Genomic DNA, 21894 nt, shown 5'->3' on the forward strand with positions numbered 1-21894 from the left:
CTCTTCGCCATGATACGAACCGAACATTTTCTTGAAGACGCCGAGGCGTGGTTGCGTGGCGCGCTCACGCAGCTGCGTGAAATGCATCCAGTCACTGCGTCCCACACCCAGGAGTGCCGGCAGGTCTGGAACCGAATGCTTTGCGACGCCGATCTCATCGCGCTCACGTGGCCACGAGAGCATGGGGGCCGAGAACTCAGCACCGCCACCCTGATCTCTTTTCACGAACTGTGCGCGCGTATGCACGCGCCCCAGCCCATCAACAGCATCGCCCACGCAATCCTGGCGCCTACCCTGCTGCGGTTCGGCACACCCGAACAAAAGGCAAAGTTCCTTCCCGGCATCCGCCAAGGCAGCGAAATCTGGTGCCAAGGCTACTCCGAGCCCCAGACCGGGTCCGACCTGTCATCCGTGCGCACCCGGGCCCGACCAGACGGTTCCGGCTGGTGCGTCAGCGGCCGCAAAATCTGGACAACTCAGGCGCATCTGGCGAAATGGTGCTTCGCACTTGTGCGCACCGATCCCGACAGCCAGGCCCACCGCGGGCTGAGCTTCATGCTCATCGACATGCAGGCAGACGGGGTGCGGGTCGAACCCATCCGCCAGATGACGGGTGAAGCCGATTACAACGAGGTTTTGTTCGACGCGACGCCGGTCCCGGACGGCAGCATTCTGGGTGACGCCGGCGGAGGTTGGCGCATCGCCATGGCGGCCGCCGAATACGAGCGCGGCATCTATTTCATGCCTCGTGTTGTCCAGCTGGAAGACGAACTGCGGCAATTGACCGACGCGCTGGCACAGGTCCGGCTCGGCCAAGCCGAGCGCGCGGTGGAGGAGCACCGCGTGCGCGAGTTGGCCGATTTGTGCCACGTCATTCGCTGGCGGGTGGATCGTGTGCTGCGGCAGGTCGCCGAAGGCAACACGCCTGGCATCGACGGCGCCATGCTCAAGCTGCTGTGGAGTGAAACCCGCCAGAAGATCTGGGAGCAGCGCGTCGCGCTGCTGGGCGAAGCTGCCATCCTCGGTCCTCAAGCAAGCGCGCCGCATGCCGACACGGCTAGCGTGCTACGCGAATTCCTGTGGTCGCGCGCCGAGACCATCGTGGCCGGCACCTCGGAAATTCAACGCAATATCGTGGGCGAACGCCTGCTCGGCCTGCCCAAGGACAAGGCACAACATGCATAGCGAAATCAGGACATTGTTGTCCTCCACCTTTGGGCGTCTGTTAGAAGAGCAGCATCCTCCCGCCTACGCCCGCCGCGCTCTTGCCGCGGACGACGACGCTCAGCGCGCGCTTTGGAGGGAACTGGCGGAGGGCGGCTGGCTGGACGCTGGATCGGAAGCCTTCCAGGCCGAGTATGGCGCCGGCATCCAGCTCATGGGCGAATGGGCCGGCCACGCTCTGCTCACCTTGCCTTATGGCGCGTCGACATTCTTGGCCAGCACACTACTTGAGCAATCCCCTGCCCTCTCAGAGGTTATGCTGGATCTGGTCGTGCATCCGGCTAGCATCCGCTGTGACCGTGGCGACGACGAGCAGGGGTGGATCGACGCCTACGGCCCCGCCGCCCAATATCTGCGGCTGAGCCGCCAGGACCAGGGCTGGCTGATGGCACGTTACGACCCGGCAAAGCTCGAACCGGTCCAGGGGCTGGACCCAACGGTCGCGCTCGCTCGTCTGTGTGGACCGGCCATCGCGCAGGCCGACCTGCCTGCCACGCTAGTTCTGCCCGCGGTACAACGCCATCTGGCCTTCGTGCTGGCGCAATTAACCGGCACAGCTGGGGCGGCCCTGGACTTGGCAATCGCCTACGCCAAAGAGCGCGAGCAATTTGGCCGGCCCATCGGGCAGTTCCAGGCGATCAAGCACTCACTGGTTGACGCCTGGACCGGTCTGGATAACAGCCGTTATGCCGTGGAAGCCCTGCTGGCAGTGCGCTCGTCACCGGATCCGGAGCTTGCAGCGCTGGCCGCTCGACTGACTGCTAACGCGTCGCGTCGTGCCGTCAAGCTTGCGATACAGGTGCATGGGGGCATAGGGTTCTCCTGGGAACATGACGCCCAGCTTTACCTGAAACGCGCATACCGCTTGGCAATCGAGGCCGAAAGGTTAGCCACGCTAATGCGGAGCTGACGTTGCATCGCATGAGCGCCCGCGATTGCAACACGGAGGTAGCTGTCCAGCGACAACGGCGCTCAACAGCTACGGCCGCAGCCGAGACCGTAGCTTCCAAATGAAAGTGAGGAATAAAGTCGGTCGCAGGCTGTTCGGATTCGTAAAGGGTGGGGCGGCTATCCGATCAAGAGCGACCAGCAGATCGCGTACGACCTGCTGGAACAAAACGCGTGTTGATCATCCACGGCACCCGTTTCAATTGGGTCAACCACGACCACTTCCGCGTGGTGTTCCTGCCCAACATGAAAGACCTGACGGAAGCCATCGGCCGAATTGAGCGCTTCCTGTCGCGCATGCGCAAGGAAGGATCAGTCCCCGCAGCCCCGCCGCGCGGCAGCCCGGTTGTCGCGCGCGCTTCTCGCAGTCTCAGTCACGCACGGCGAAGATCGCGTTGGCCTTGAGCACATTGCGATCTCCCACCCGCACATAGCAGGTGGCATAGATCAGGCGGCGGCCGCGCTTGTCGATCGTGACGTGCACCTCCAACCAGTCATCCATCTTCACGCTGCTCAGGTAGTCCAGCGCCATCTGCGCCGTGACCACCGCCGTGCCGGTTTCCTCCACCAGCACGGTGCCCAGCGCGCAATCCACCAGCGTGGCCAGGAAACCGCCATGCGCGATGCCGTGCACATTGGCATGCGCCGGCGTGATCCGCACCGCCAGTACCTTCTCCGAAGCGTCCCAGTACAGCTCGCCCAGATCCGCCATGCGGGTCATGAAGGCGCTGGTCGAGTCCCAGGGGACATATTGGCCAGGTATGTTCAAACTGGATCCCACGAGAAAACATCAGCGGACGTGTCCAGCGGCATGAACGATGCGCGCAGTGCCGTCATGCCATGCTCGGCGATGCCCTGCGCCGTCCAACCGTCGGAGCTGTGCACCGATCGAACGGGCCGCGACTGGCTCATCAGGAAGATCTCGTTGAGCCGGATCGCGAAGATCTGCCCAGAGACATCGCGCGAGGCATCGGACGCAAGATAGCAGACAAGCGGCGCGATCGTCTCGGGCCCCATGCGGCGAATCTTCTCGACGTGGCGCGCCTGCTCGGGCGTCCTAGCCGGAATCGTCTCGGTCATTCGGCTCCACGCCAGGGGTGCGATGCAATTGGAGCGCACGCCGAATGCCGCCATGTCGAGCGCCATGGCCTTGGACAGGCCTACGATGCCCAGCTTGGCCGCGCAGTAGTTCGCCTGGCCGCGATTGCCGATCACCGCGGAGTTCGACGTCATGTTGATCAGGCTGCCCGTCTGCTGCGCGCGGAAGTGCGCGGCTACCGCATGGCTCAGGTTGAAAGTGCCGTACAAATGCACGCGCACCACCGCGTCGAAGTCTTCGGGCGTCAGCCGGTGGAACATTTTGTCGCGCACGATGCCCGCGTTGTTGACGATGGCGTCGACACGGCCATAGGTGTCCAGCGCGGCTTGCACGATGCGTTTGGCCGATGCGTACTCGTCCACCGAGTCGCCGCTGGCGACCGCCTCGCCTCCCGCCGCCCGGATCTCGTCGGACACCTGCTGCGCTGTGCCCCGCACGGAGCCCGCGCCGTCCAGCGTCACGCCCAGGTCATTGACGACCACGCGCGCGCCCTCTTGCGCCAGTGCCAATGCCGCGGCGCGCCCAATGCCTTGCGCTGCACCCGTCACCACCACCACCTTACCTTCCAGCATGTCTGTCTCCAGTGTTTCGAAGCGAATCGAGAATTTCGTGGCTCGTCGCGCATCGGCGCGAATGCCCGCTAGAATTGCAAAAAAACCCTATAAAACGAGGATGACGGCATGCGCTACGAACTGACCGACCTGAAGCTTTTCCTGGCGATCGCCGATGCCAAGAGCCTGTCGGGCGGCGCAGACACCGTCCATCTCACGGCCTCGTCGGCCAGCTACCGCCTGAAGAACCTCGAACTGGCCATGGGCGTGCCGCTGTTCAAGCGCGAGGCGCGCGGCATGGAACTGACGACCGAAGGCGAGTTCGTGCTCAAGCACGTGCGCACCCTGTTGGCCGGCGTGGCGCGCATGCACGGCGAGGTCAGCGGCTTCGCCAGCGGACTCAAGGGCAACGTCAAGCTGTTTGCCAACAGCAGTTCGCTCAACAGTTTCATCGTGCCCAGCCTGGCGCGCTTTCTCAGTGCCAATCCCAGCGTCAACATCCAGCTCGAGGAACGCTCCAGCACCGCCATCGAATCGGCCATCGCGGGCGGCGAGGCGGACATCGGCATCTTTGCCGGCCACGCCGAATCCGCCGGGGTCGAGGCGGTGCGCTATGCCGTCGATGAACTGGTGATCGCCGCGCCGCTGGACCATCCCATCGCCGAACACCAGGTCGTGCGCTTTCCCGCCGCGCTCGACCTGGACTTCGTCTGCATGAGCCGCAACAGCAGCAACTACATCTTCCTGCGCGACATGGCCAAGCTGGCCGGCAAGATGCTGCGCATCCGCATCCACGTGCACACCTTCGAGGCCGCGCTGTCAATGGTGGAGGCCGGCGTGGGCGTCAGCCTGGTGCCGCGCAGCATCGCGGCGGCGGCCCTGCGCACGCAGCGCATCGCCGCCGTGGCCCTGAACGAGCCCTGGGCGCTGCGCGAGCTGACGTTGGTCACCTCGGCCTCCACGCCCATCTCGCCCTTTGTCGAGCAGATCGCCCGTTACCTGCTGGACGACCCGGTCGTGGCGGCCACCCGCCAGGGACGCTGAGTCTGCGCTAGCCCGCTTGTTTCTCGCGCTTGCGCGCCAAGAACTCGTTCATGAAGCGCTGCGGTTCCCCCGTGTTGAAGGCGCGGCCAAACTCGGCCACGCTGTCCTCGATGGCCTCGTCGATCGACATCCGGTCCCAGCGGCGCAGCAGCGTCTTCTGTTGACGCAGCACCGCTGGCCCCAATGCGGCCAGCGCCAGCGCCTGCGTGCGCACCGCCTCGTCCAGGCCCTCGGCTGGCACAGCCTCGTTCACAAGGCCCCAGGCCAGCGCCTTGGACGCGTCGACCAGATCGCCGGCCAGCAGCATCCATGCGGTATGCGCCGAGCCGATCAGCGAGGGCATCAGCGCCGCATGAATCACCGAAGGAATTCCCACCTTGACCTCGGGCATGCCAAACTGCGCATGATCGGCGGTGATGCGCAGGTCGCAGGCCAGCGCCAACTCCATGCCGCCGCCCAGGCACCAGCCGGGAATGCGCGCGATGACCGGCACGGGGAAGTGGCGGACCGCGTTGCAGAGGTCGCGAAGATTGGAAATGAAGTGGCGGGCCGAGGCCTCGTCCAGCGCGGCCATCTCGGCGATGTCCGCGCCCGCGACAAATGCCCGGTCGCCCGTGCCGCGCAACACCAGCACGCGCACTGCGGGGTTGTCGGCCAGGCGAACCATTGCATCGCGCAGATCGGTCATCACCGGTGTGCCCAGGATGTTCAACACGCCCGCGTTGGCGATGGTCAGGACGCCGACACCCTCGGCGTCGATGTCCGCCCTGGCGTGGACAAGCTCAAAGGAATACGTGCTGCTCATGATCCAATCTCCTAGTTCATCTTTTCGAACTTGATGTCCTCGACCACCTTGCCCCAGTGGCCATACGACTCGGCGATCAACTGGCCGAAGACCTTGCGCGGCATGTAGGCGGGAATGGCGCCCTGCTTCTCGATGGCCTCGATGGTGGCGGGGTCGGCCAGCGTTTCCTTCACCGCGGCGTTCAGCTTGTCCAGCACGGCGTCCGGCGTACCGGCGGGCGCGGCCAGCCCGAACCACGAGGGATTGTTCATGGCGGGCAGCCCCGCTTCCGCGTACGTCGGCACGTCGGGCAGCACCTTCAGGCGCTGCTGGGCGGCCACCGCCAGCGGTCGGATGCGCTGCGCCTGCATCAACGGATAGGACGAAGGAATGTTGTCGAAGACCACCTGCACCTGGCCGGCCACCAGGTCGTTCAGCGCCGGGCCCAGTCCCTTGTACGGCACGTGCAGCATGCGCGTGCCCGTGGTCTGCATGAACAGTTCGCCGTTCATGTGGCTCAGCCCGCCGTTGCCGGATGAACCGAACGCGTACTTGTCCGGCGAGGCCTTCAGCAGGGCCAGGAAGGCGCCGATGTCCTTAACAGGCAGTTCGGGATTGACCACCAGCACATTGGGCACGTCGGCCAGGTTGCTGATCGGCGCGAAGTCCTTGACCGGGTCGTAGGCCTGCTTGACATACACGTTGGGATTCACGGCGTGCGAACTCTCTACCGCCATGACCAGCGTATAACCGTCGGCGGGCTGGCGGGCCGCAAAGGCCGAACCGATGTTGCCGCCCGCGCCAGGCCGGTTCTCGATGATGACCGACTGGCCCAGCACCATGCCCAGCTTGTTGCCGACCACGCGGGCGACGATGTCGGTGGTGCCGCCCACGGCATAGGGCACGACCAGGCGGATGGGTTTGTCGGGATAGCCGGCGGCGGCAGCAGGCAAGGCCGCGCAGGCCAGCAACGCGGCCAGGGCGTGATGGATGATTTTTATTGCAGTCTCCAGTGTGGTTATCGATTCTTCGTCGCGTCCGCCAGCACGGCGCCGGTGTGCTCGCCTAGCAGGGGCGGCGCGCTGCCCAGCGATTGCGCGGGCGTGCCAGCCAACAAGGGATTGCGTACCAGCCTGACCGGGCCCAGCACCGGATGCGTCGCTTCTTGCAGCAGTTGCCTGTGCTTGACCTGTGGATGCGCGAACACCTCGTCCAGCGTGTGGATCGGCCCCCAGGGCACGCCCGCCGCGTCGAACGCATCGGTCCAGCGGATGCGGGCCTCGCGCGCCAACACCTCGGCGATCAGAGGACGCAGGATCGCCATGTTGACTAGCCGCGCGCTGTTGGTGCGAAAGCGCGCATCGCTGGCCCAATGCGGCTGTTGGACGACGCCGCAGAATTTCGTGAACTGGCCGTCGTTGCCGATCGCCAGGATCAGGTGGCCATCGGCGCAGGCGAAGACCTCGTACGGCGCGCAGTTGGGATGGGCGTTGCCGGTACGTTGCGGCACCTGGCCGGACACCAGGTAGTTCGCTGCCTGGTTGGCGTTCAGCGCCACCGCCACGTCCAGCAGGCAGATGTCCAGCGACATGCCCCGCCCCGTCTGGTCTCGCTGGCGCAGCGCCGCCAACACGGCCGAGGTCGCATACATGCCGGTCATCAGGTCAACCACGGCCACGCCCGTGCGCAAGGGGCCAGCGCCCGGCGTGCCGTCGGGCTGGCCCGTATAGCTCATCAGCCCGCCCATGCCCTGGAACACGTAGTCGTAACCCGGTTTGGCCGCCAGCGGGCCATCCTGGCCATAACCCGTGATGGACAGGTATACCAGCCGTGGATTGATCTCGGACAGCGCGGTGTAGTCCAGGCCGTACTTGGCCAGTCCACCCGCCTTGTAGTTCTCGACGAACACGTCGGCATCGGCCACCAGCTCGCGGATCCGGGCTTGGCCCTGCTCGCTGGCGAAGTCGATGGCCACCGAGCGCTTGCCGCGGTTGCAGGCCATGAAATAGGCCGACATGCGGTCTTGGCCATCGGGTGCGATCTGGTCAGGCGGTCCCCAGCCGCGGGTATCGTCGCCGCGCTCGGGATGCTCGATCTTGATTACGTCCGCCCCCATGTCGGCCAGGTTTTGGGTACACCAGGGGCCTGCCAGGATGCGCGAGAGGTCGACGACCTTTACGCTGCGCAAAGCGTTGTGAAGCATGTTGTCTCCGGATTTTCGGGGTATGCGAAAAATTATGTCAGCGGCATGTCCGGGCGAGGAGTCGAATGTTTCGAACGCAGCGTTCGCGAGGATTCAAGCAGCCCCACCCGCCCCAGAGACGGCTGCCTCGCGTTTGAGACACACGAAGCCAGCGTTCGAATTTTCCTGATTGAGTCCCCAAAACCGCGCCTCCATACTCGTCGGGCAACGGTGACGCGCGCCCCGAAGCGCCGCGCCGTTACGCAAGCGACTAATCAAAGATCTGGAGACAGCATGACCCGCAAGCTCTTTCGCCGTGCCGCGCTCTGCGCCGCGTTCATCGGTACGCTGGCCTCGGCGCCGGCGTTCGCCGATTACCCCACCCGCCCCGTCACCGTCGTCGTCTCGTTCGCGCCTGGCGGCATGACCGACATCGTGGCCCGCATGCTGAGCGCCGAACTGGGCAAGAAGCTGGGCCAGACCTTCGTGGTCGAGAACCGTCCCGGCGCCGCCGGCCAGGTCGGCACCGAAATGGTGGCCCGCCAGAAGAACGACGGCTACACGCTGCTGATCAGCGCCACCGGCCACGTCATCGGCCCCGCCGTCAACGACAAGGTCCACTACGACCCCATCAAGGACGTCGCCACCATCTCCATCCTGGCGCGCGCGCCGAACCTGCTGGTCGTCAACGCGGGCCTGCCCGTGCACGACATCAAGGAGTTCCTGGCCTGGGGCAAGCAGCAGAAAGGCGTGCCGTACGGGTCGGCGGGCTTCGGCGGCTCCACCCACCTGGGCGGCGAGTGGCTGAAGAAGATCACCGGCATCCCGATGGAGCACATCCCCTACAAGGGCGCCTCACCCGCCACCAACGCGGTGGTCTCGGGCGAATTGAAAGTCGCCGTGCAGGACTCGATGAGCGTCGCGGCGTTCATCAAGTCGGGTCAGTTGCGACCCATCGGCACCGTCAGCGCCGAGCGCAGCAAGCTGTTCCCCAACCTGCCTACGTTCGCAGAGTCCGGCGTCAAGGGCCTGGACGTCTACACCTGGCTGGGGTTCTACGCCCCCGCCGGCACCGACCCGGCCATCATCGCCAAGCTCAACGCGGCCACCAACGAAATCATGAATTCGCCCGAGATGGTGGAGCGCCTGACGGCGCAGAACAGCGAGACCCTGGGCCGCATGACGCCGCAGCAGGCCGCTGACTTCGTGGCGCGAGAAACGGCCAAGTGGAAGAAGGTGGTGCAGACGACGGGCGTGAAGGTCAAGTGACCGCAAAGGCCCGGCGCGCAGCCGGGCTCTTTTGGATCTCCTGAGAAAAAGCCGCCGGCGGGAGGCTAGACCTCCCGCCGGCGGCTTTCCCACATGGGGCATCAGAACGATTTCGCGCCTTGCTCGGCCAGCTTCAGCAGCAAGGGCGCGGGTGTCCAGTGTTCGCCGTGCTCGTGCTGCAGGGCCTGTATGCGAGCCAGCGTCTCTGAAATACCCAACGTCTGGGCATGGAACATGGGACCGCCCCGTGCGCCCGGAAACCCGTAGCCGTGCACGTAGACCACGTCCACGTCGGAGGCTCGCTGCACGATGCCCTCGTCGATGATGCGCGCGCCTTCGTTCACCAGCGCCAGCACGCAGCGCGACACGATCTCGTCGTCGGTGACGGACCGGCGCTCGATACCGGCCTCGCGCGCGCATTGCTCGATGAGGCCGTCGACGACCGGATCATGCAGCGGCTGCCGGCTGCCCGCCTCGTAGCGGTAGTAGCCGCCACCCGTCTTCTGCCCGAAACGCCCCTGCTCGCAGATGCGGTCGGCCACCTTCGAATAACGCAGATGCGCCGGCCGCGTGGGCGCCAGGCGCTTGCGGGTGGCCCAGTTGATGTCCATGCCCGCTAGGTCCGCCATGGCCAGGGGACCCATCGCCATGCCGAAGCGCGTCATCGCGTCGTCGATCTGCCGGACGGACGCGCCCTCTTCCAGCAGGAAGCCGGCTTCGCGCCAATAGCCCGTCAGCATGCGGTTGCCGACGAAGCCCTCGCACACGCGCACCAGCACCGGAATCTTGCCGATCTTCTGCGCCATGGCCATGCAGGTGGCGATCGTGTCCGCGCCGGTGGCCTGGCCGCGCACCACCTCCAGCAGCTTCATCACATTGGCCGGGCTGAAGAAATGCAGGCCGATCACGGCCTCGGGACGGCGGGTGACGGCGGCGATCTCGTCGATGTTCAGGCGCGACGTGTTGGTAGCCAGGATCGCGCCCGGCTTGCAGACCTCGTCCAGTTGACGGAACACCGCCTGCTTGACGGCCATGTCCTCGAACACGGCCTCGATGGCCAGGTCCACGGTCTTCAGGTCGCCGACATCCAGGCTGGGCGCGATGCGCGCCAGCCTGGCCTCCACGCCCACTGCATCGAGCTTGCCCTTGGCGGCGGTGATCTCGTAGTTCTTGCGGATCAGCGCCAGCCCCCGGTCCAGCGCCGCCTGGTCGCGTTCGTACAGCACGACCTCGCAGCCCGCATTGGCGAACGCCATGGCGATGCCGCCGCCCATGGTGCCCGCGCCCAGGATGCCGACGCGCGCGATCTCGCCCGGCCTGGCGCCGCCGATCACCCGCGCGGCTTCCTTTTCGGCGAAGAACAGATGACGCAGCGCCTTGGACGTGTCTCCGGCGACCAGGGCATCGAAATGCCGGCGCTCTTCATCCAGGCCCGCCTGCAGGGGCAGGCGCGTCGCCGCCTCGACGCAATCGATGGCCGCGCGCTGCGCCAGGGCATTGCGGGCACGAGCGTTGACCTTGGCGCGCGCCTGCGCGAAGTCCACGTCGCCCCGCACCGCCCGCTGGCCGGCGACCGGGTGGCGGGCATGGGCGGCGCAGCGGATCGCATATCGCAGGGCGTTGCCCAACAGGTCGTCCTGCACCACCTCGTCGACCAGGCCGGCCTGCCGGGCACGGCCCGCGTCGATGGGCTTGCCCGACTGGATCATCTCCAGCGCACGCGCCACGTCCATCACGCGTGGCAAACGCTGCGTGCCGCCTCCGCCAGGCACCAATCCGAGGTTGACCTCGGGCAGCCCCAGGCGGGCGCCGTCCAGCGCCAGCCGGTAATGGCAGCCCAGCGCCAGCTCCAGGCCGCCGCCCAGGGCAAAGCCCTGGATGGCCGCCACGACGGGCTTGTCCGATGCCTCGATGGCGGCGATCACGTCCCGCAGCATGGGGCGGGCCGTTGCCGCGGGCGTGTTGAACTGGCGGATGTCGGCGCCGCCGCAAAAGGCCCTGCCTTCGCCGATGACGACCACGGCCACGATGGCCGCGTCCGCCTGCGCGCGCGCCAGGCCCTCGTACAGGCCCGCCCGCACCGTATCGCCCAGCCCGTTGACGGGCGGGTTGTCCAGGAACAGGACGGCAACGGCATTGTGCGTCTCGTAGCGTACGGTGGTCGACAGCATGGTCGACCGGCGTTCAGTGCTGTCGGTCATGGAAGATCCTGCAAAGTTGCCGCCGGCGCCAGGCGCTGGTAGCGGTTGAGATGATGGTGCGCATCGCCCAGCGTGTAGTCGATCGCCATCAGGCGCTTCACGTGGCGGCCGACGCCAAGTTCCTGCGTCATGCCCATGCCGCCATGCAGATGGATGCTCTGCTGCCCGATATGGCGGCCAGCCTGGCCGCACTTGTACTTGGCCGCCGAGGCCAGCCGGGCGCACGACGGATCGCCGGCCTGGGCTGCCGATGCCGCCCGCCACATCAGCGAGCGCGACTGTTCCAGCAACAGCAGCATGTCGACCAGCCGATGCTGCAAGGCCTGGAACGCGATCAGGGGCTTGCCGAACTGTTTGCGGGTTTCCAGATAACCGCGTGTGCTGTCCAACAGGGCCTGCATCGATCCCACGGCTTCGGCGCACAGGCCGATGCGTGCCAGGTCCGCCGCATGCGCCAGCGCCTGTCCCGCCAGGCCCAGGCACGCATCGGCCGGCACCTGGCAGCCGGAGAAGCGCAGATCCGCGTAACTGCGCCCGTCCAGCCCGGCCTGTCCGCGCCGGGCGAGTCCTTGCGCCGCGCCATCCACCAGGAAGACCGCCACGCCGTCATCGGTACGGGCGGTCACCAGCAGATGCGCCGCGCCGGCGCCATGGGCAATCCGGCACTTCGCGCCGTCCAGCACCCAGCCATCGCCGTCGCGCCGGGCCAGGGTCCGCACATCGTCCAGCGAGGCGTCGGAATGCGCTTCGGTATGCGCCAGAACGGGTGCCGCGCGGCCTTCGGCCAGCGCCGCCAGCAAGGCCTGGGCACGATCTGCCGCAGGCAACAGGGCCAGCAGCTGGCCGCACAGCAGCGCACTGATGTCGTACGGCTCGGTCACCTGGGCATATCCGAGCCGCTGCATCACCACGCAGACGTCGGTCAGCCCTGCCCCCATGCCGCCCGCCGATTCCGGCAGGCCCAACCCGATCAGGCCCATGCCGGCGAACGCCTGCCAATGCGCCGAATCGACCGGATCGGCCGTGGGGTCGCAGGCGCCACGCGGCTGGCCCACGGCCGGATACTCCTGCGACACGTAGCGCGCCACCGCGTCATCCAGCAGGCGCTGGTCTTCGGTCAGGTCTCTTTGCACGGTTATGCCTCCAGGCCCGACTTGGCGATGATGTTCTTCTGCACTTCGTCCGTGCCACCATAGATCGATATCTTGCGCAGGTTCAGATAGAACCCCGGTATGGCCTGCAAGGCCTCTTCCAGCGTGGGTTCACCGTCCATGTATGTGCGCTCCAGCGCCGCGGAACAATAGGCCAGTCCGTGCATGCCGGCCATGTCGGCCTGCATCCGCGAAATCGCCTGCGCCAGGTTGGACCCCATCAGCTTCAACATCGACGCCTCGGCGCCGTGCCCTGCGCCGCGCTGCGTCCGCGCGATCAGCCGCAGGTTGGTCTGCTCCAGCGCCAGCGTGTCGATCTCGAGTTCCGCCAGCCGGCTGGCATGCAGCGGATCGTCGGCCAGCGGCCTTCCATCGACCAGGCGCTCGGTGGCATAACGGCGCAAATGGGCAAGCTCGCGCTTGGCCCGCCCCACCCGCGCGGCGCCGAAGCGCTCGTGCGACAGCAGATACTTCGCGTATGTCCAGCCCTGGTTCAACTCGCCGATCCAGTGCGAGCGCGGCACGGCCACCTCGTCCAGGAACACCTCGTTGATCTCGTGGCCGCCATCCAGCGTCTCGATCGGCCGCACCGACACGCCGGGACCGCGCATGTCCACCAGCACGAACGAGATGCCCTCCTGCGGCTTGGCCCCCGGGTCGGTACGCACCAGGCAGAACATCATGTCCGCATACTGCGCATACGTGGTCCAGGTCTTCTGGCCATTGACGACCAGCACGTCGCTCTCCTGCCTGGCGGACGTCTTCAAGGACGCCAGGTCCGATCCCGATCCCGGCTCGGAATAGCCCTGGCACCACCAGTCCTCGCCGCTGAGGATACGCGGCAGGAAATGCCGCTTCTGCCAATCGGAACCATAGGCCATGATCACCGGGCCGACCATGCGCAACCCGAAGGGCACGGTCTCGGGCGCGCCGGCCAGCGCGCTCTCTTCGTCGAAGACATCGCGTTGCTCGATGCTCCACGCCACGCCGCCGTGCTCCGCCGGCCAGCTGGGCGCCACCCAGCCCTGCTCGCGCAGGATGTGATGCCAGCGCAGCAGGTCCTGCTTGTCCAGGCGCTGGTGATCCATCACCTTGCGACGCAGGTCCGCGGGCAGGCGCTCGTGGAGGAAATCCCGCACGTCCTGACGGAACGCAGCCAGATCAACCGCCATCGCCCACCTCCAGCGCGAATTGCAACGGCGCCTCGGTAGCGTCCTGCAAGGCCTGGCGCGTCAGGCCGGGCGCCATGCCACGCACGACGAAGCCCTCGGGCGTCACGTCCAGCGTCGCCAGGTCGGTGTAGACACGGTCGACGCAGGCCGCGCCGGTCAGCGGCAGGTCGCACACGCGCTTCAGGCGCGGACGGCCATCGCGCGAGGTGTGCTCCATCAGTACGTGCACACGCTTGGCGCCCACCGCCAGATCCATCGCGCCGCCCACCGCGGCGGCCAGGCGCGTATCGCCCAGCGACCAGTTGGCCAGGTCGCCGCGCTCCGACACCTGGTAGGCGCCCAGGATGCAGTAATCCAGATGCCCGCCCCGCATCATCGCGAACGAGTCCGCGTGATGGAAGAAGCTGCCGCCCACCGCCAGCGCCACGCTGGTCTTGCTGGCGTTGGTCAGGTCGGGGTCGACGGGGTCATCCGCCGTGCGGGCGCGCATACCGAGGATGCCGTTCTCGCTGTGCACCGTGATGCCATCCTCGGGCCGCCAGTGATCCAGCGCCATCACCGGCATGCCGATACCCAGGTTGACGTAGGAACCTGCGGGAATGTCCCGCGCGGCGCGGCGCGCCATTTCGTTTCGTGTGAACCGTTCGATCATGATTGCGCTCCATACCAGGCATCGGGCACCTGCACCACGCGCTGCACAAAAATGCCCGGCGTGACGATGTGCTCCGGGTCCAGCTTGCCCGCCTGTCCGACGGTATGCACCTGCACGATGGCCGTGCGGCCCGCCATGCACATCAGGGGACCGAAGTTGCGGCCCGCCTTGCGATACATCACGTTGCCCAGCGGGTCCGCCCGATAGGCCTTCACCAGCGCATAATCCGCGCGCAACGGTTTCTCGAACACATGGCCCACGCCGTCGATCATGCGCGTCTCCTTGCCTTCGGCCAGCAGCGTGCCGTAGCCCGTGGGCGTGAAGAAGCCACCCAGTCCGGCGCCGGCGGCCCTCAACCGTTCTGCCAAGGTGCCCTGCGGCACGCACTCGTACTGGATGCGCCCCTCGGCGAAGGCAGACTCGAAGGCCTGCGACTCGGCTCCACGCGGATACGATGCGATCAGCTTGCGTACCCGTCCCAGCCGGATCATGCGGGCCAGGCCCGCGTCGCCGGTGCCGCTGTTGTTGCACACCACCGTCAGGTCGCGCGCGCCCTGCTCCACCAGGGCATCGATCAATTCGACCGGCTGCCCGGCCAGGCCGAAACCGCTGATCAACACGGTCGCGCCATCGGGCACGTCCGCCAGCGCCCGTGCGGGCGACTCCACTATCTTGTCCATGTCCGCCTCACACGCTATGCGAAAGAATGGCTGTCGCCTGGCTGGACAGCACGCCGCCATTGCCATGCACCAGCGCGACGTCGGCACGCTCCACCTGCCGCTCGCCGGCCTCCCGGCGCAATTGCGCCACCGCCTCGATCACCAGGAAGATGCTGTACATGCCCGGATGGCCAAACGACAGGCCGCCACCGTTGGTGTTCATGGGAAAATCGCCGCCGGGCGCGATACGGCCGCCACTGACGAACGCGCCGCCCTCGCCCTTGGCGCAAAAGCCCAGGTCTTCCAAGAACAGGATCGGGTTGATGGTGAAGGCGTCGTACAGCTGCACTAGGTCGACGTCCGAGGGGCCCAGCCCCGCCTCGGCGAACGCGTCCCGGCCCGAGTCCACGGCAGGGGTCACCGTCAGGTCTGGCATGCACGAGATCTGTCGGTGCCAATGCGCGTGCCCCGATCCCAGCACGTAGATCGGCCGCTCGTGCAGGCCGCGGGCCCGGTCCGCGCGCGTGGCCACGTAGGCGCCGGCGCCGTCCGTCACCAGGCAGCAATCGCGCACGCTCAGAGGGTCGGACACGAGCGGAGAAGCCAGCACGTCCTCAACCGTCAGCGGTTTGCGCGAGAAGGCCTGCGGATTTAGCTGCGCCCACCGCCGGGCGGCCACCGCCACCTCGGCCAGTTGCCGACGCGTGGTGCCGTACTGGTACATGTGCCGCGATGCGGCCAGCGCATAACTGGAAACGGGATTGAAGGGCTTGTACGGATGCTCGTAGGGCTGGGGATCCAGTGCGGCGCGCATCTGGTTGATCTGGCTGCTGCTGGGCACGCTGCGCGGGTTGGCGCCGTAGCAAACGAGCACGTTCTCGCACAGCCCGGCGTCGATGGCCATCGCGGCGACCTTCAGGTCGGCGATGAACGACGAACCGCCGAACATGGTGCTATCCGAGAACGATGGCCGGATACCCAAGTACTCGGCCATGCGCATGACCCACCACGGCGACGTCAGGCTGGACGTAATGATGCCGTCGATCTGTGCCATCTTCAGTCCGCTGGCGGCCACCGCGTGGTGCGCCGCCTGCGCGATGATCTCCTGCTCGGTGCGGCCGCCGCAATCGCCCAATCCCGCCATGCCGGTACCCAGCACAGCGATCGCGCCTCGATAGCTCTTCCTGGTCATGGCGCCTCCGTCGCTGAGAACACCAGCAGCGGCTGGCCATCCTGGCGCGCCACGCGGGCACGCACGCGCAGCCCGATGGCAACGCGCTCGCTGTCCGTATCGACGACGGTGCTCATCAGGCGAGGGCCCTCGTCCAGATCAACCAAGCAGACATTGTGTGAGCCGTTCTTGCCGCGCACCGTCGTGGTGGCGTAGACCGTGCCCTGGCCGCTGGGCGATACCCATCGTAGGCTGTCGGCGCCGCAATGTGGGCAGATCACACGGGGAAAGAAATGGTGCCGGTTGCAGGCCTGGCATAGGGGGATCATGAACTGGCCGTCAGCCAGGAACTCAAAGTATTCGCGATCGGCGCTGCCGGCCGCTTCACTGCTGGTATGCGACATGCGTTCCCACGCTGCCCGATGGGCAGCAGTCTCCGGTTCAAGGTATGCCCGCCGCGCAAGAGGCCGGCGAAGATTGGCGAACCATTCTAGGATTGGCGGCCTCGCACGACCATCCGAAAGATTCGAAGTCGCCATTGGTGAGATTCGAATCGAGGCCAGGCCCAGAGGAAAAGCAGTGAACTCATGTCCTGCGAGGTTCATGCGCCGCGTAATGCAATTGGCGCTTTCGAAACCGCACGCGAGCGCTGATGTCGCCTCTCACGGTCGATCAGTCCCGGTTACGGGCGGGACGTCCATAAATTCCACCTCGCCGGGACGGCACGCAATATCCCTACAGCACGTTCTTCATCAACGTGCTCGACGCCCTCATCATCGGCATCACCTTCGTGATTCCGGGATTGAAGACCTCGCTACCGCAGTCGGCCCTCCTGTTCGGTGCGGCGTCGCGGCGTTGTGCGGGCGCGGACAAGTGCGCGTAGCGATCGGCTCAAGAACTTTACCCGGTTTGATGTGCACACGTGCCAACTTCAGAATTTCCTTCCCAAGCTGGACATTGGCAGATCGCGAAATCACGCATTAGACACGCGAGTCGATCCTTGTTTCGATCTCCCGGAACGCAACGCCCTTGATGCCGATATGCAGCAGAAAATCCGGCACGATCGCGACGCCCATGTCGCCTTAGCGCCATACCGGAAGGCGTTAGAGATTGGCGCCCACGACTCCGACGCAGGCGTGGCTCAGCAGCGTCAACGGCGCCGGACGGCTACGCCTATCACTCGACAACAGAGTCTATAGCCCGAGCCTTCCAGTGAACTCGAACTCATACTGGTCGAAACGTCTAACGCGACACCGGTCAAGCGTTCAATGCGGCTCCCTACGCCGGTCCAGTCAGCCGGGTCTCAATATTCACATATTGAACAAATCGTGAAATTGACGTGGTAAGCCGTCTTCATTCCCTGAAGAATTGATCCCGCGCAAAGACAAGAGAAAACTCTTGCGGGCGCAAAGAAGAAGGACCTGAAACAAGGTCGCTAACATCAAAACTCAGGAGACAGCAATGATCACGAGGCGCCAAGCCGGGATCTATATGGCAATGTGCGTAATGGGCGCAAAGTTCTCCAATGCCCTCGCCAGCACGTGGCCCGCCCCGGAATCCGTAATTCGGCTCGTCGTACCCTTTTCCCCCGGTGGCACCACGGACATTCTGGGCCGGATGATGGCCGACGGGCTGCGCAAAGAGCTCGGCGTAAGCGTCATTGTCGAGAACCTCGCAGGCGCAAATGGCAATCTGGGCGCCACTAACGTGCTTCGCGCCAAAGCGGATGGGCTCACGCTCATGCTGGGAACACCTGGCCCCATGATTGTCAACAAGTACGTCTACAGCAACCTGAACTACGACCCTCTGACGGCCTTCTCTCATGTAGCACTCGTGGCCGCACTACCCAATGTGTTGATGGTCCGCAAGGAGCTTCCCGTCAATAGCGTGGCTGACCTCGTTGCCCTTGCCGGAAAGAAGGACCTCAGTTTCGGCAGCCCTGGGGTAGGTTCCAGCGGTCACGTCTCAAGCGAGCTGTTCAATCTACAGTCCAAGATCAAGGCCGCTCACATCCCCTACAAGGGAAGCTCGCCGATGCTGGTGGACTTGGCTGGCGGCAACATTGATTACAGCATTGACCAAATCTCGTCGGCGCTGAAGCTCGTTCAAGCAGGCCAGATTCGGGCGTTGGCCGTTACATCGAAAGAGCGATCTCCGGAACTTCCTGATGTTCCTACGCTGCAGGAAGCCGGCCTCTCCGACTATGAAGTGTCCGTATGGTTCTGCATAGCCGCGCCGGCGAAAACGCCACCGGAAACCGTGCTGAAACTCAACGCCGCGATCAACAAGGTCCTCCAGGATCCTGCAGTGATTCAACGCATTGCCGGGTTCGGCGCACGTCCGCTTGGCGGCCATCCTGAAGACCTCACTCGGCAGGTCCAGGTGGAGCAGCAGAACATCATCGCAGTCGCCAAGGTCGTCAATTTCTCCAACTAGCCCAAAGCTACCGTTCAGGTGCTCTACATCACATGCCTTTCAACACCAACGTAAAGAGCCTATCCACGTCTACCCCGGACGGAGTCAAGATCGACTACTACGACTCCGATCCCGAAAAGAAGGGGCGTGGCACCATCGTTTTGCTTCACGGCACTGCAGGCTCTGCCCAGAACAATTTCTGGGCGCTGTATCCGATGCTGTCGCTCCGTCACCGGGTCGTGGCCCTGGACTTCGTCGATCCCGAGGATGCGACGCCCGAGGCGGAGACGTACGTTCGCCAGGTACACGCCGTTGTCAGTGCGGCTGATCAGGGTGAACCCGTGCACCTGGTCGGTTATTCCTTCGGTGCCGTCATCGCTGCGCTGTATGCCGCCCAGCATGGCGCAGCGGTTCGATCTCTTACGCTGGTGTGCGGCTGGGTGAAGACCGACAATCAGCAGCGCCTGCGCAACACAATATGGCGCAGCCTGTATGAGAGCAAGCATGACGCAATTGCGGAATTCTCCGTATTCGCAAACTACAGTCAGCCGTTCCTGAATGCGAAAAACGAAAGTGAGCTCAAGGCGCTTGTCGACGCGGTCCGAACCGGTCCCGACCGCTCCAAGAAGATGGCCTTCAACCTGAACGTGGATATCAGCCGAGACCTCGGTGCCATCGGCGTGCCGTCGCTTGTGGTCGGATGCACGCTGGACCTCACGACACCGATGCGACACGCCAGGATGCTGTTCGGCGGCATCGCCGATAGTCGATTCGCGGAAATCTACTGCGGCCATGGCGTCGTCCATGAACGTCCTGCCGAGCTGTTCACGATGATCGACGAATTTGTTCAGAATCCGGCCGCCCAGCCTGCCGGACACGTATTTCAGAATGCCCACGCCTGAGGTTTACCTTCCATGAACGCTTCAACGACACAAACCGAAAACTTGCTCACCCAGACCTCGGTACTGATCATCGGGTCCGGCTTTTCTGGCCTGGGAATGGCCGTAGGCCTCAAACGCGAAAATAAGCACGACTTCATCGTGCTTGAGCGCGCGACCGATGTAGGCGGAACGTGGCGTGATAACACCTATCCCGGCGCGGCGTGCGACATCCAATCTCATCTGTACTCCTATTCCTTCAAGCCGAACCCGCGATGGAGTCGCGTCTACGCACCACAACCCGAGATTCTGGACTACCTGCGGCGTACCGCCCAGGAAGAAAACATTCTTCCGCACGTGCGATTCGGCGCCAACGTGGAGCGCGCAGCTTGGGATGAAGATCGTGGAATTTGGGTCGTGAAAACTTCCGTCGGAGTGTTCGAAGCTCCCGTTCTGATTTCCGCGGCCGGACATCTTTCAGACCCTTCCTATCCAGACATTCCGGGAATCTGCAGCTTCAAGGGAGATATCTTTCATTCTGCAAAGTGGGACCATTCATACGATTGGTCGGGAAAGCGCGTAGGTGTGATTGGGACCGGCGCATCTGCAATACAGATCGTTCCCGAACTCGCCCGTAGCGCCTCGCATCTGACAGTATTCCAGCGCTCCGCCCCATACGTCATTCCTCGCCGTGACCACGTTTACAGTCCGGCCGAGCAGGGAATGTTCGAGCGATTCCCAGAATCCATGCAGGAGCTGCGCGACGAACTGTTCTGGGGGAATGAGTCACGATTTCCCCAGCGCCGCCAGGTGCCGGCATTCATCGAAATGATCCGCGGCATGGCCGTCAATCACCTGCAGGCCCAGGTTCCCGATGAAGCGCTTCGGACCAAGCTCACGCCCCATTACGCCATCGGCTGCAAGCGAATTCTGATCTCGAACGATTACTACCCTACCCTGATGCGACCCAACGTGGATTTGGAAACGGCGGGTATCGCTAGCATTGACGAAACAGGCGTAGTGCTGACAAGCGGCGAGAGAGTTGAACTCGACCTGTTGGTCGTCGCTACGGGCTTCGAAGCGACCGAGCTCCCGATCGCGGAGGTAATCCAAGGAGTCGGCAATCAAAGTTTGGCGCACAAATGGAAGGACGGTGGGCACGCGTTCGCGTGCACCACGATGGCAGGCTTCCCGAACTTCTTCTTCATGCTTGGACCCAACACTGGGCTGGGAGCGGGGTCCATGATCTTCATGATTGAAACGCAGATCAACTACATCCGAGAGGCCGCGAATTACGTTCTGGAGCAGGAAGTCGTACTGGATCCCAATGCGCAAGCCGAGCAGGCGTATACCGATAGCATCCAAACTCGAAGCCAGGGGACCGTGTGGGTGTCGGGAGGTTGCAGCAGTTGGTACCTCCATCCGTCCAGCGGCAAATTGACGGCGCTATGGCCGGATTTCATGTCGCAATTCCGCAAGGAAAACGGTTCCTTCCGTACCGATGGCTATAACCTGCGGCCTGCCATGGCCCTGGAGAAGGCATGAACCGGGGTACTCGCAGCGCATCCACGCATGTCGCCGTCCTCGGCGCTGGCCTTATGGGACATGGCATTGCCCAGGTGTTCTCCCAAGCAGGTTTCGGGGTTTCCATCTGGGATCCGGACCAGATGGCACTCACCGACGTGCCGCGCAGGATAGCTGAGCATCTGGAACAGCTCGGCGAGACGCCTAAAGGCGAAATCACGCTTTCTTCCACCTTGGCCGAATGTGTTCGCGGATGCGACCTCGTGGTCGAGGCTGCGCCCGAACGACTGGAGCTCAAGCAAAACTTGATCCGCCAGATCGACGAAGCGAATCCTGATTGCATCATCGCCAGTAACACCTCGGTGCTGCGCATTACCGAAATTGCCTTGAATGCCCGGAATCCGCACCGCATAGTCGGTACGCACTGGTGGAATCCGCCCTATCTGATCCCCGTCGTCGAGGTCGTGCGAGGTGAGCAGACTGGCGAGGGGGCTGCGGCGCGAGTCACGCAGTGGCTGCTTGATGCGGGCAAGCTACCGGTGGATGTCTTCAAGGACGCGCCAGGATTTGTCGGAAACCGGATGCAGTTCGCATTGGTCCGCGAGGCGGCCCACATCGTGGACGAAGGCATCTGCTCTGCAGAGACGGTCGACCTGGTCGCGCGGCATACCTTTGGCCGTCGTATTGCCGCAGTAGGCCCTCTGCGCAACTCGGATTACATCGGCCTGGACCTGGTCGAAGCCATTCTCGACTATCTAGCGCCTAGTCTATCTGATGCCAGAAGGACGCCGGCCCTCATCCGGAAACTTGTTGCGGACGGGAGAAAGGGAGCCAAAACGGGGAGCGGAATCTTCGAATGGCGCGAAGGTGAGCGAAAGGAAGCGGAGGAACGTCTTCTCAAGCACCTGATGGCCATGCAGTCGCTCACGGCCAGCCACTGACGCTGGCGGAAAGTTGTTCTCACATTGCC

General features: G+C 64.5%; 20 protein-coding genes and 1 pseudogene. 9 read left to right on the forward strand and 12 right to left on the reverse strand.

What is annotated here, in order from left to right; translation table 11 throughout:
• The first annotated feature begins 9 nt into the window (after positions 1–9).
• The 3 genes and pseudogenes from CEG14_RS20215 to CEG14_RS26685 all read left to right on the forward strand — a co-directional run.
• A complete protein-coding gene (locus CEG14_RS20215) occupies positions 10–1185 on the forward strand; it encodes an acyl-CoA dehydrogenase family protein (protein WP_094828166.1) in 1176 nt (391 codons plus the stop codon).
• Complete coding sequence (locus tag CEG14_RS20220; protein WP_094828167.1) at positions 1178–2134, forward strand: acyl-CoA dehydrogenase family protein; 957 nt, start codon at positions 1178–1180, stop codon at positions 2132–2134. Before CEG14_RS20215 ends, CEG14_RS20220 begins: the two co-directional genes overlap by 8 nt.
• 159 nt (positions 2135–2293) lie before the next feature.
• Positions 2294–2490: pseudogene (locus CEG14_RS26685) on the forward strand (aminotransferase); the annotation flags it as partial.
• A 52-nt stretch (positions 2491–2542) separates the two neighbouring features.
• Here CEG14_RS26685 and CEG14_RS20225 read toward each other — a convergent pair.
• Positions 2543–2893 (reverse strand): PaaI family thioesterase, encoded by a 351-nt coding sequence (locus CEG14_RS20225; RefSeq protein WP_094828168.1) that lies wholly within the window; start codon positions 2891–2893, stop codon positions 2543–2545.
• 44 nt (positions 2894–2937) lie between these two features.
• Entirely contained in the window at positions 2938–3843 is a 906-nt protein-coding gene (locus CEG14_RS20230; protein ID WP_094828169.1) for an SDR family NAD(P)-dependent oxidoreductase, read from the reverse strand.
• Between the two features lie 108 nt (positions 3844–3951).
• On the opposite strand from CEG14_RS20230, the gene CEG14_RS20235 reads away from it, so the two are divergent.
• The gene (locus CEG14_RS20235) at positions 3952–4866 is read left to right on the forward strand and encodes a LysR family transcriptional regulator (RefSeq protein WP_094828170.1); all 915 of its coding nucleotides are present in this window, start codon (positions 3952–3954) and stop codon (positions 4864–4866) included.
• Positions 4867–4873: 7 nt separating this feature from the next.
• On the opposite strand, the gene CEG14_RS20240 is transcribed toward CEG14_RS20235, so the two are convergent.
• From CEG14_RS20240 to CEG14_RS20250, 3 genes are read right to left on the reverse strand one after another with little or no spacing between them, the layout of a single operon-like run.
• Positions 4874–5671 carry an enoyl-CoA hydratase gene (locus CEG14_RS20240; protein WP_094828171.1) on the reverse strand — a complete coding sequence of 266 codons (798 nt, stop codon included), beginning with the start codon at positions 5669–5671 and terminating at the stop codon, positions 4874–4876.
• Between the two features lie 11 nt (positions 5672–5682).
• On the reverse strand, positions 5683–6651 hold the full coding sequence (locus CEG14_RS20245) for a Bug family tripartite tricarboxylate transporter substrate binding protein (RefSeq protein ID WP_094828305.1): 969 nt from the start codon (positions 6649–6651) through the stop codon (positions 5683–5685).
• A gap of 17 nt (positions 6652–6668) precedes the next feature.
• Positions 6669–7853: a CaiB/BaiF CoA transferase family protein gene (locus CEG14_RS20250; protein WP_094828172.1), complete on the reverse strand. Its 1185-nt coding sequence runs from the start codon at positions 7851–7853 to the stop codon at positions 6669–6671.
• A gap of 273 nt (positions 7854–8126) precedes the next feature.
• Here CEG14_RS20250 and CEG14_RS20255 point away from each other — a divergent pair, with 273 nt between their 5' ends.
• Entirely contained in the window at positions 8127–9101 is a 975-nt protein-coding gene (locus tag CEG14_RS20255) for a Bug family tripartite tricarboxylate transporter substrate binding protein (protein ID WP_094828173.1), read from the forward strand.
• A 101-nt stretch (positions 9102–9202) separates the two neighbouring features.
• Here CEG14_RS20255 and CEG14_RS20260 read toward each other — a convergent pair whose 3' ends face one another.
• Genes CEG14_RS20260 through CEG14_RS20290 form a run of 7 tightly spaced genes read right to left on the reverse strand, consistent with a single transcriptional unit; the run spans position 9203 to position 16511 of the window.
• Positions 9203–11302: a 3-hydroxyacyl-CoA dehydrogenase NAD-binding domain-containing protein gene (locus tag CEG14_RS20260; RefSeq protein ID WP_094828174.1), complete on the reverse strand. Its 2100-nt coding sequence runs from the start codon at positions 11300–11302 to the stop codon at positions 9203–9205.
• Positions 11299–12435, reverse strand: a complete 1137-nt coding sequence (locus tag CEG14_RS20265; RefSeq protein WP_094828175.1) for an acyl-CoA dehydrogenase family protein — start codon at positions 12433–12435, stop codon at positions 11299–11301. Before CEG14_RS20265 ends, CEG14_RS20260 begins: the two co-directional genes overlap by 4 nt.
• 2 nt (positions 12436–12437) lie before the next feature.
• Positions 12438–13625, reverse strand: a complete 1188-nt coding sequence (locus CEG14_RS20270) for an acyl-CoA dehydrogenase family protein (RefSeq protein ID WP_094828176.1) — start codon at positions 13623–13625, stop codon at positions 12438–12440.
• Positions 13615–14277, reverse strand: a complete 663-nt coding sequence (locus tag CEG14_RS20275) for a 3-oxoacid CoA-transferase subunit B (RefSeq protein ID WP_094828177.1) — start codon at positions 14275–14277, stop codon at positions 13615–13617. Before CEG14_RS20275 ends, CEG14_RS20270 begins: the two co-directional genes overlap by 11 nt.
• Complete coding sequence (locus tag CEG14_RS20280; protein ID WP_094828178.1) at positions 14274–14957, reverse strand: 3-oxoacid CoA-transferase subunit A; 684 nt, start codon at positions 14955–14957, stop codon at positions 14274–14276. Before CEG14_RS20280 ends, CEG14_RS20275 begins: the two co-directional genes overlap by 4 nt.
• 7 nt (positions 14958–14964) lie before the next feature.
• Positions 14965–16128, reverse strand: a complete 1164-nt coding sequence (locus tag CEG14_RS20285; protein ID WP_094828179.1) for a thiolase — start codon at positions 16126–16128, stop codon at positions 14965–14967.
• Positions 16125–16511 (reverse strand): Zn-ribbon domain-containing OB-fold protein, encoded by a 387-nt coding sequence (locus tag CEG14_RS20290; RefSeq protein WP_094828180.1) that lies wholly within the window; start codon positions 16509–16511, stop codon positions 16125–16127. Before CEG14_RS20290 ends, CEG14_RS20285 begins: the two co-directional genes overlap by 4 nt.
• Positions 16512–17568: 1057 nt before the next feature.
• Between CEG14_RS20290 and CEG14_RS20295 the strand changes: the two genes are divergently transcribed.
• From CEG14_RS20295 to CEG14_RS20310, 4 genes are read left to right on the forward strand one after another with little or no spacing between them, the layout of a single operon-like run.
• The gene (locus tag CEG14_RS20295) at positions 17569–18543 is read left to right on the forward strand and encodes a Bug family tripartite tricarboxylate transporter substrate binding protein (protein WP_256985860.1); all 975 of its coding nucleotides are present in this window, start codon (positions 17569–17571) and stop codon (positions 18541–18543) included.
• A 32-nt stretch (positions 18544–18575) separates the two neighbouring features.
• Positions 18576–19424 carry an alpha/beta fold hydrolase gene (locus CEG14_RS20300; protein ID WP_094828181.1) on the forward strand — a complete coding sequence of 283 codons (849 nt, stop codon included), beginning with the start codon at positions 18576–18578 and terminating at the stop codon, positions 19422–19424.
• 12 nt (positions 19425–19436) lie between these two features.
• The gene (locus CEG14_RS20305) at positions 19437–20945 is read left to right on the forward strand and encodes a flavin-containing monooxygenase (protein WP_094828182.1); all 1509 of its coding nucleotides are present in this window, start codon (positions 19437–19439) and stop codon (positions 20943–20945) included.
• Positions 20942–21865 carry a 3-hydroxyacyl-CoA dehydrogenase family protein gene (locus CEG14_RS20310; RefSeq protein ID WP_094828183.1) on the forward strand — a complete coding sequence of 308 codons (924 nt, stop codon included), beginning with the start codon at positions 20942–20944 and terminating at the stop codon, positions 21863–21865. Before CEG14_RS20305 ends, CEG14_RS20310 begins: the two co-directional genes overlap by 4 nt.
• Positions 21866–21894 lie beyond the last annotated feature (29 nt).

It is taken from the genome of Bordetella genomosp. 1 (assembly GCF_002261335.1).
GTDB lineage: Bacteria > Pseudomonadota > Gammaproteobacteria > Burkholderiales > Burkholderiaceae_B > Bordetella.

Excerpts from the sequence above, each read along its gene's own strand:
- CEG14_RS20240 (WP_094828171.1), bottom strand. The coding sequence starts at position 5,671 with ATGAGCAGCACGTATTCCTTTGAGCTTGTCCACGCCAGGGCGGACATC.
- CEG14_RS20225 (WP_094828168.1), bottom strand. The coding sequence starts at position 2,893 with ATGACCCGCATGGCGGATCTGGGCGAGCTGTACTGGGACGCTTCGGAG.
- CEG14_RS20310 (WP_094828183.1), top strand. The coding sequence starts at position 20,942 with ATGAACCGGGGTACTCGCAGCGCATCCACGCATGTCGCCGTCCTCGGC.
- CEG14_RS20305 (WP_094828182.1), top strand. The coding sequence starts at position 19,437 with ATGAACGCTTCAACGACACAAACCGAAAACTTGCTCACCCAGACCTCG.
- CEG14_RS20275 (WP_094828177.1), bottom strand. The coding sequence starts at position 14,277 with ATGATCGAACGGTTCACACGAAACGAAATGGCGCGCCGCGCCGCGCGG.
- CEG14_RS20255 (WP_094828173.1), top strand. The coding sequence starts at position 8,127 with ATGACCCGCAAGCTCTTTCGCCGTGCCGCGCTCTGCGCCGCGTTCATC.
- CEG14_RS20270 (WP_094828176.1), bottom strand. The coding sequence starts at position 13,625 with ATGGCGGTTGATCTGGCTGCGTTCCGTCAGGACGTGCGGGATTTCCTC.
- CEG14_RS20220 (WP_094828167.1), top strand. The coding sequence starts at position 1,178 with ATGCATAGCGAAATCAGGACATTGTTGTCCTCCACCTTTGGGCGTCTG.
- CEG14_RS20235 (WP_094828170.1), top strand. The coding sequence starts at position 3,952 with ATGCGCTACGAACTGACCGACCTGAAGCTTTTCCTGGCGATCGCCGAT.
- CEG14_RS20215 (WP_094828166.1), top strand. The coding sequence starts at position 10 with ATGATACGAACCGAACATTTTCTTGAAGACGCCGAGGCGTGGTTGCGT.
- CEG14_RS20280 (WP_094828178.1), bottom strand. The coding sequence starts at position 14,957 with ATGGACAAGATAGTGGAGTCGCCCGCACGGGCGCTGGCGGACGTGCCC.
- CEG14_RS20230 (WP_094828169.1), bottom strand. The coding sequence starts at position 3,843 with ATGCTGGAAGGTAAGGTGGTGGTGGTGACGGGTGCAGCGCAAGGCATT.
- CEG14_RS20300 (WP_094828181.1), top strand. The coding sequence starts at position 18,576 with ATGCCTTTCAACACCAACGTAAAGAGCCTATCCACGTCTACCCCGGAC.
- CEG14_RS20260 (WP_094828174.1), bottom strand. The coding sequence starts at position 11,302 with ATGACCGACAGCACTGAACGCCGGTCGACCATGCTGTCGACCACCGTA.
- CEG14_RS20285 (WP_094828179.1), bottom strand. The coding sequence starts at position 16,128 with ATGACCAGGAAGAGCTATCGAGGCGCGATCGCTGTGCTGGGTACCGGC.
- CEG14_RS20290 (WP_094828180.1), bottom strand. The coding sequence starts at position 16,511 with ATGTCGCATACCAGCAGTGAAGCGGCCGGCAGCGCCGATCGCGAATAC.
- CEG14_RS20295 (WP_256985860.1), top strand. The coding sequence starts at position 17,569 with ATGATCACGAGGCGCCAAGCCGGGATCTATATGGCAATGTGCGTAATG.
- CEG14_RS20250 (WP_094828172.1), bottom strand. The coding sequence starts at position 7,853 with ATGCTTCACAACGCTTTGCGCAGCGTAAAGGTCGTCGACCTCTCGCGC.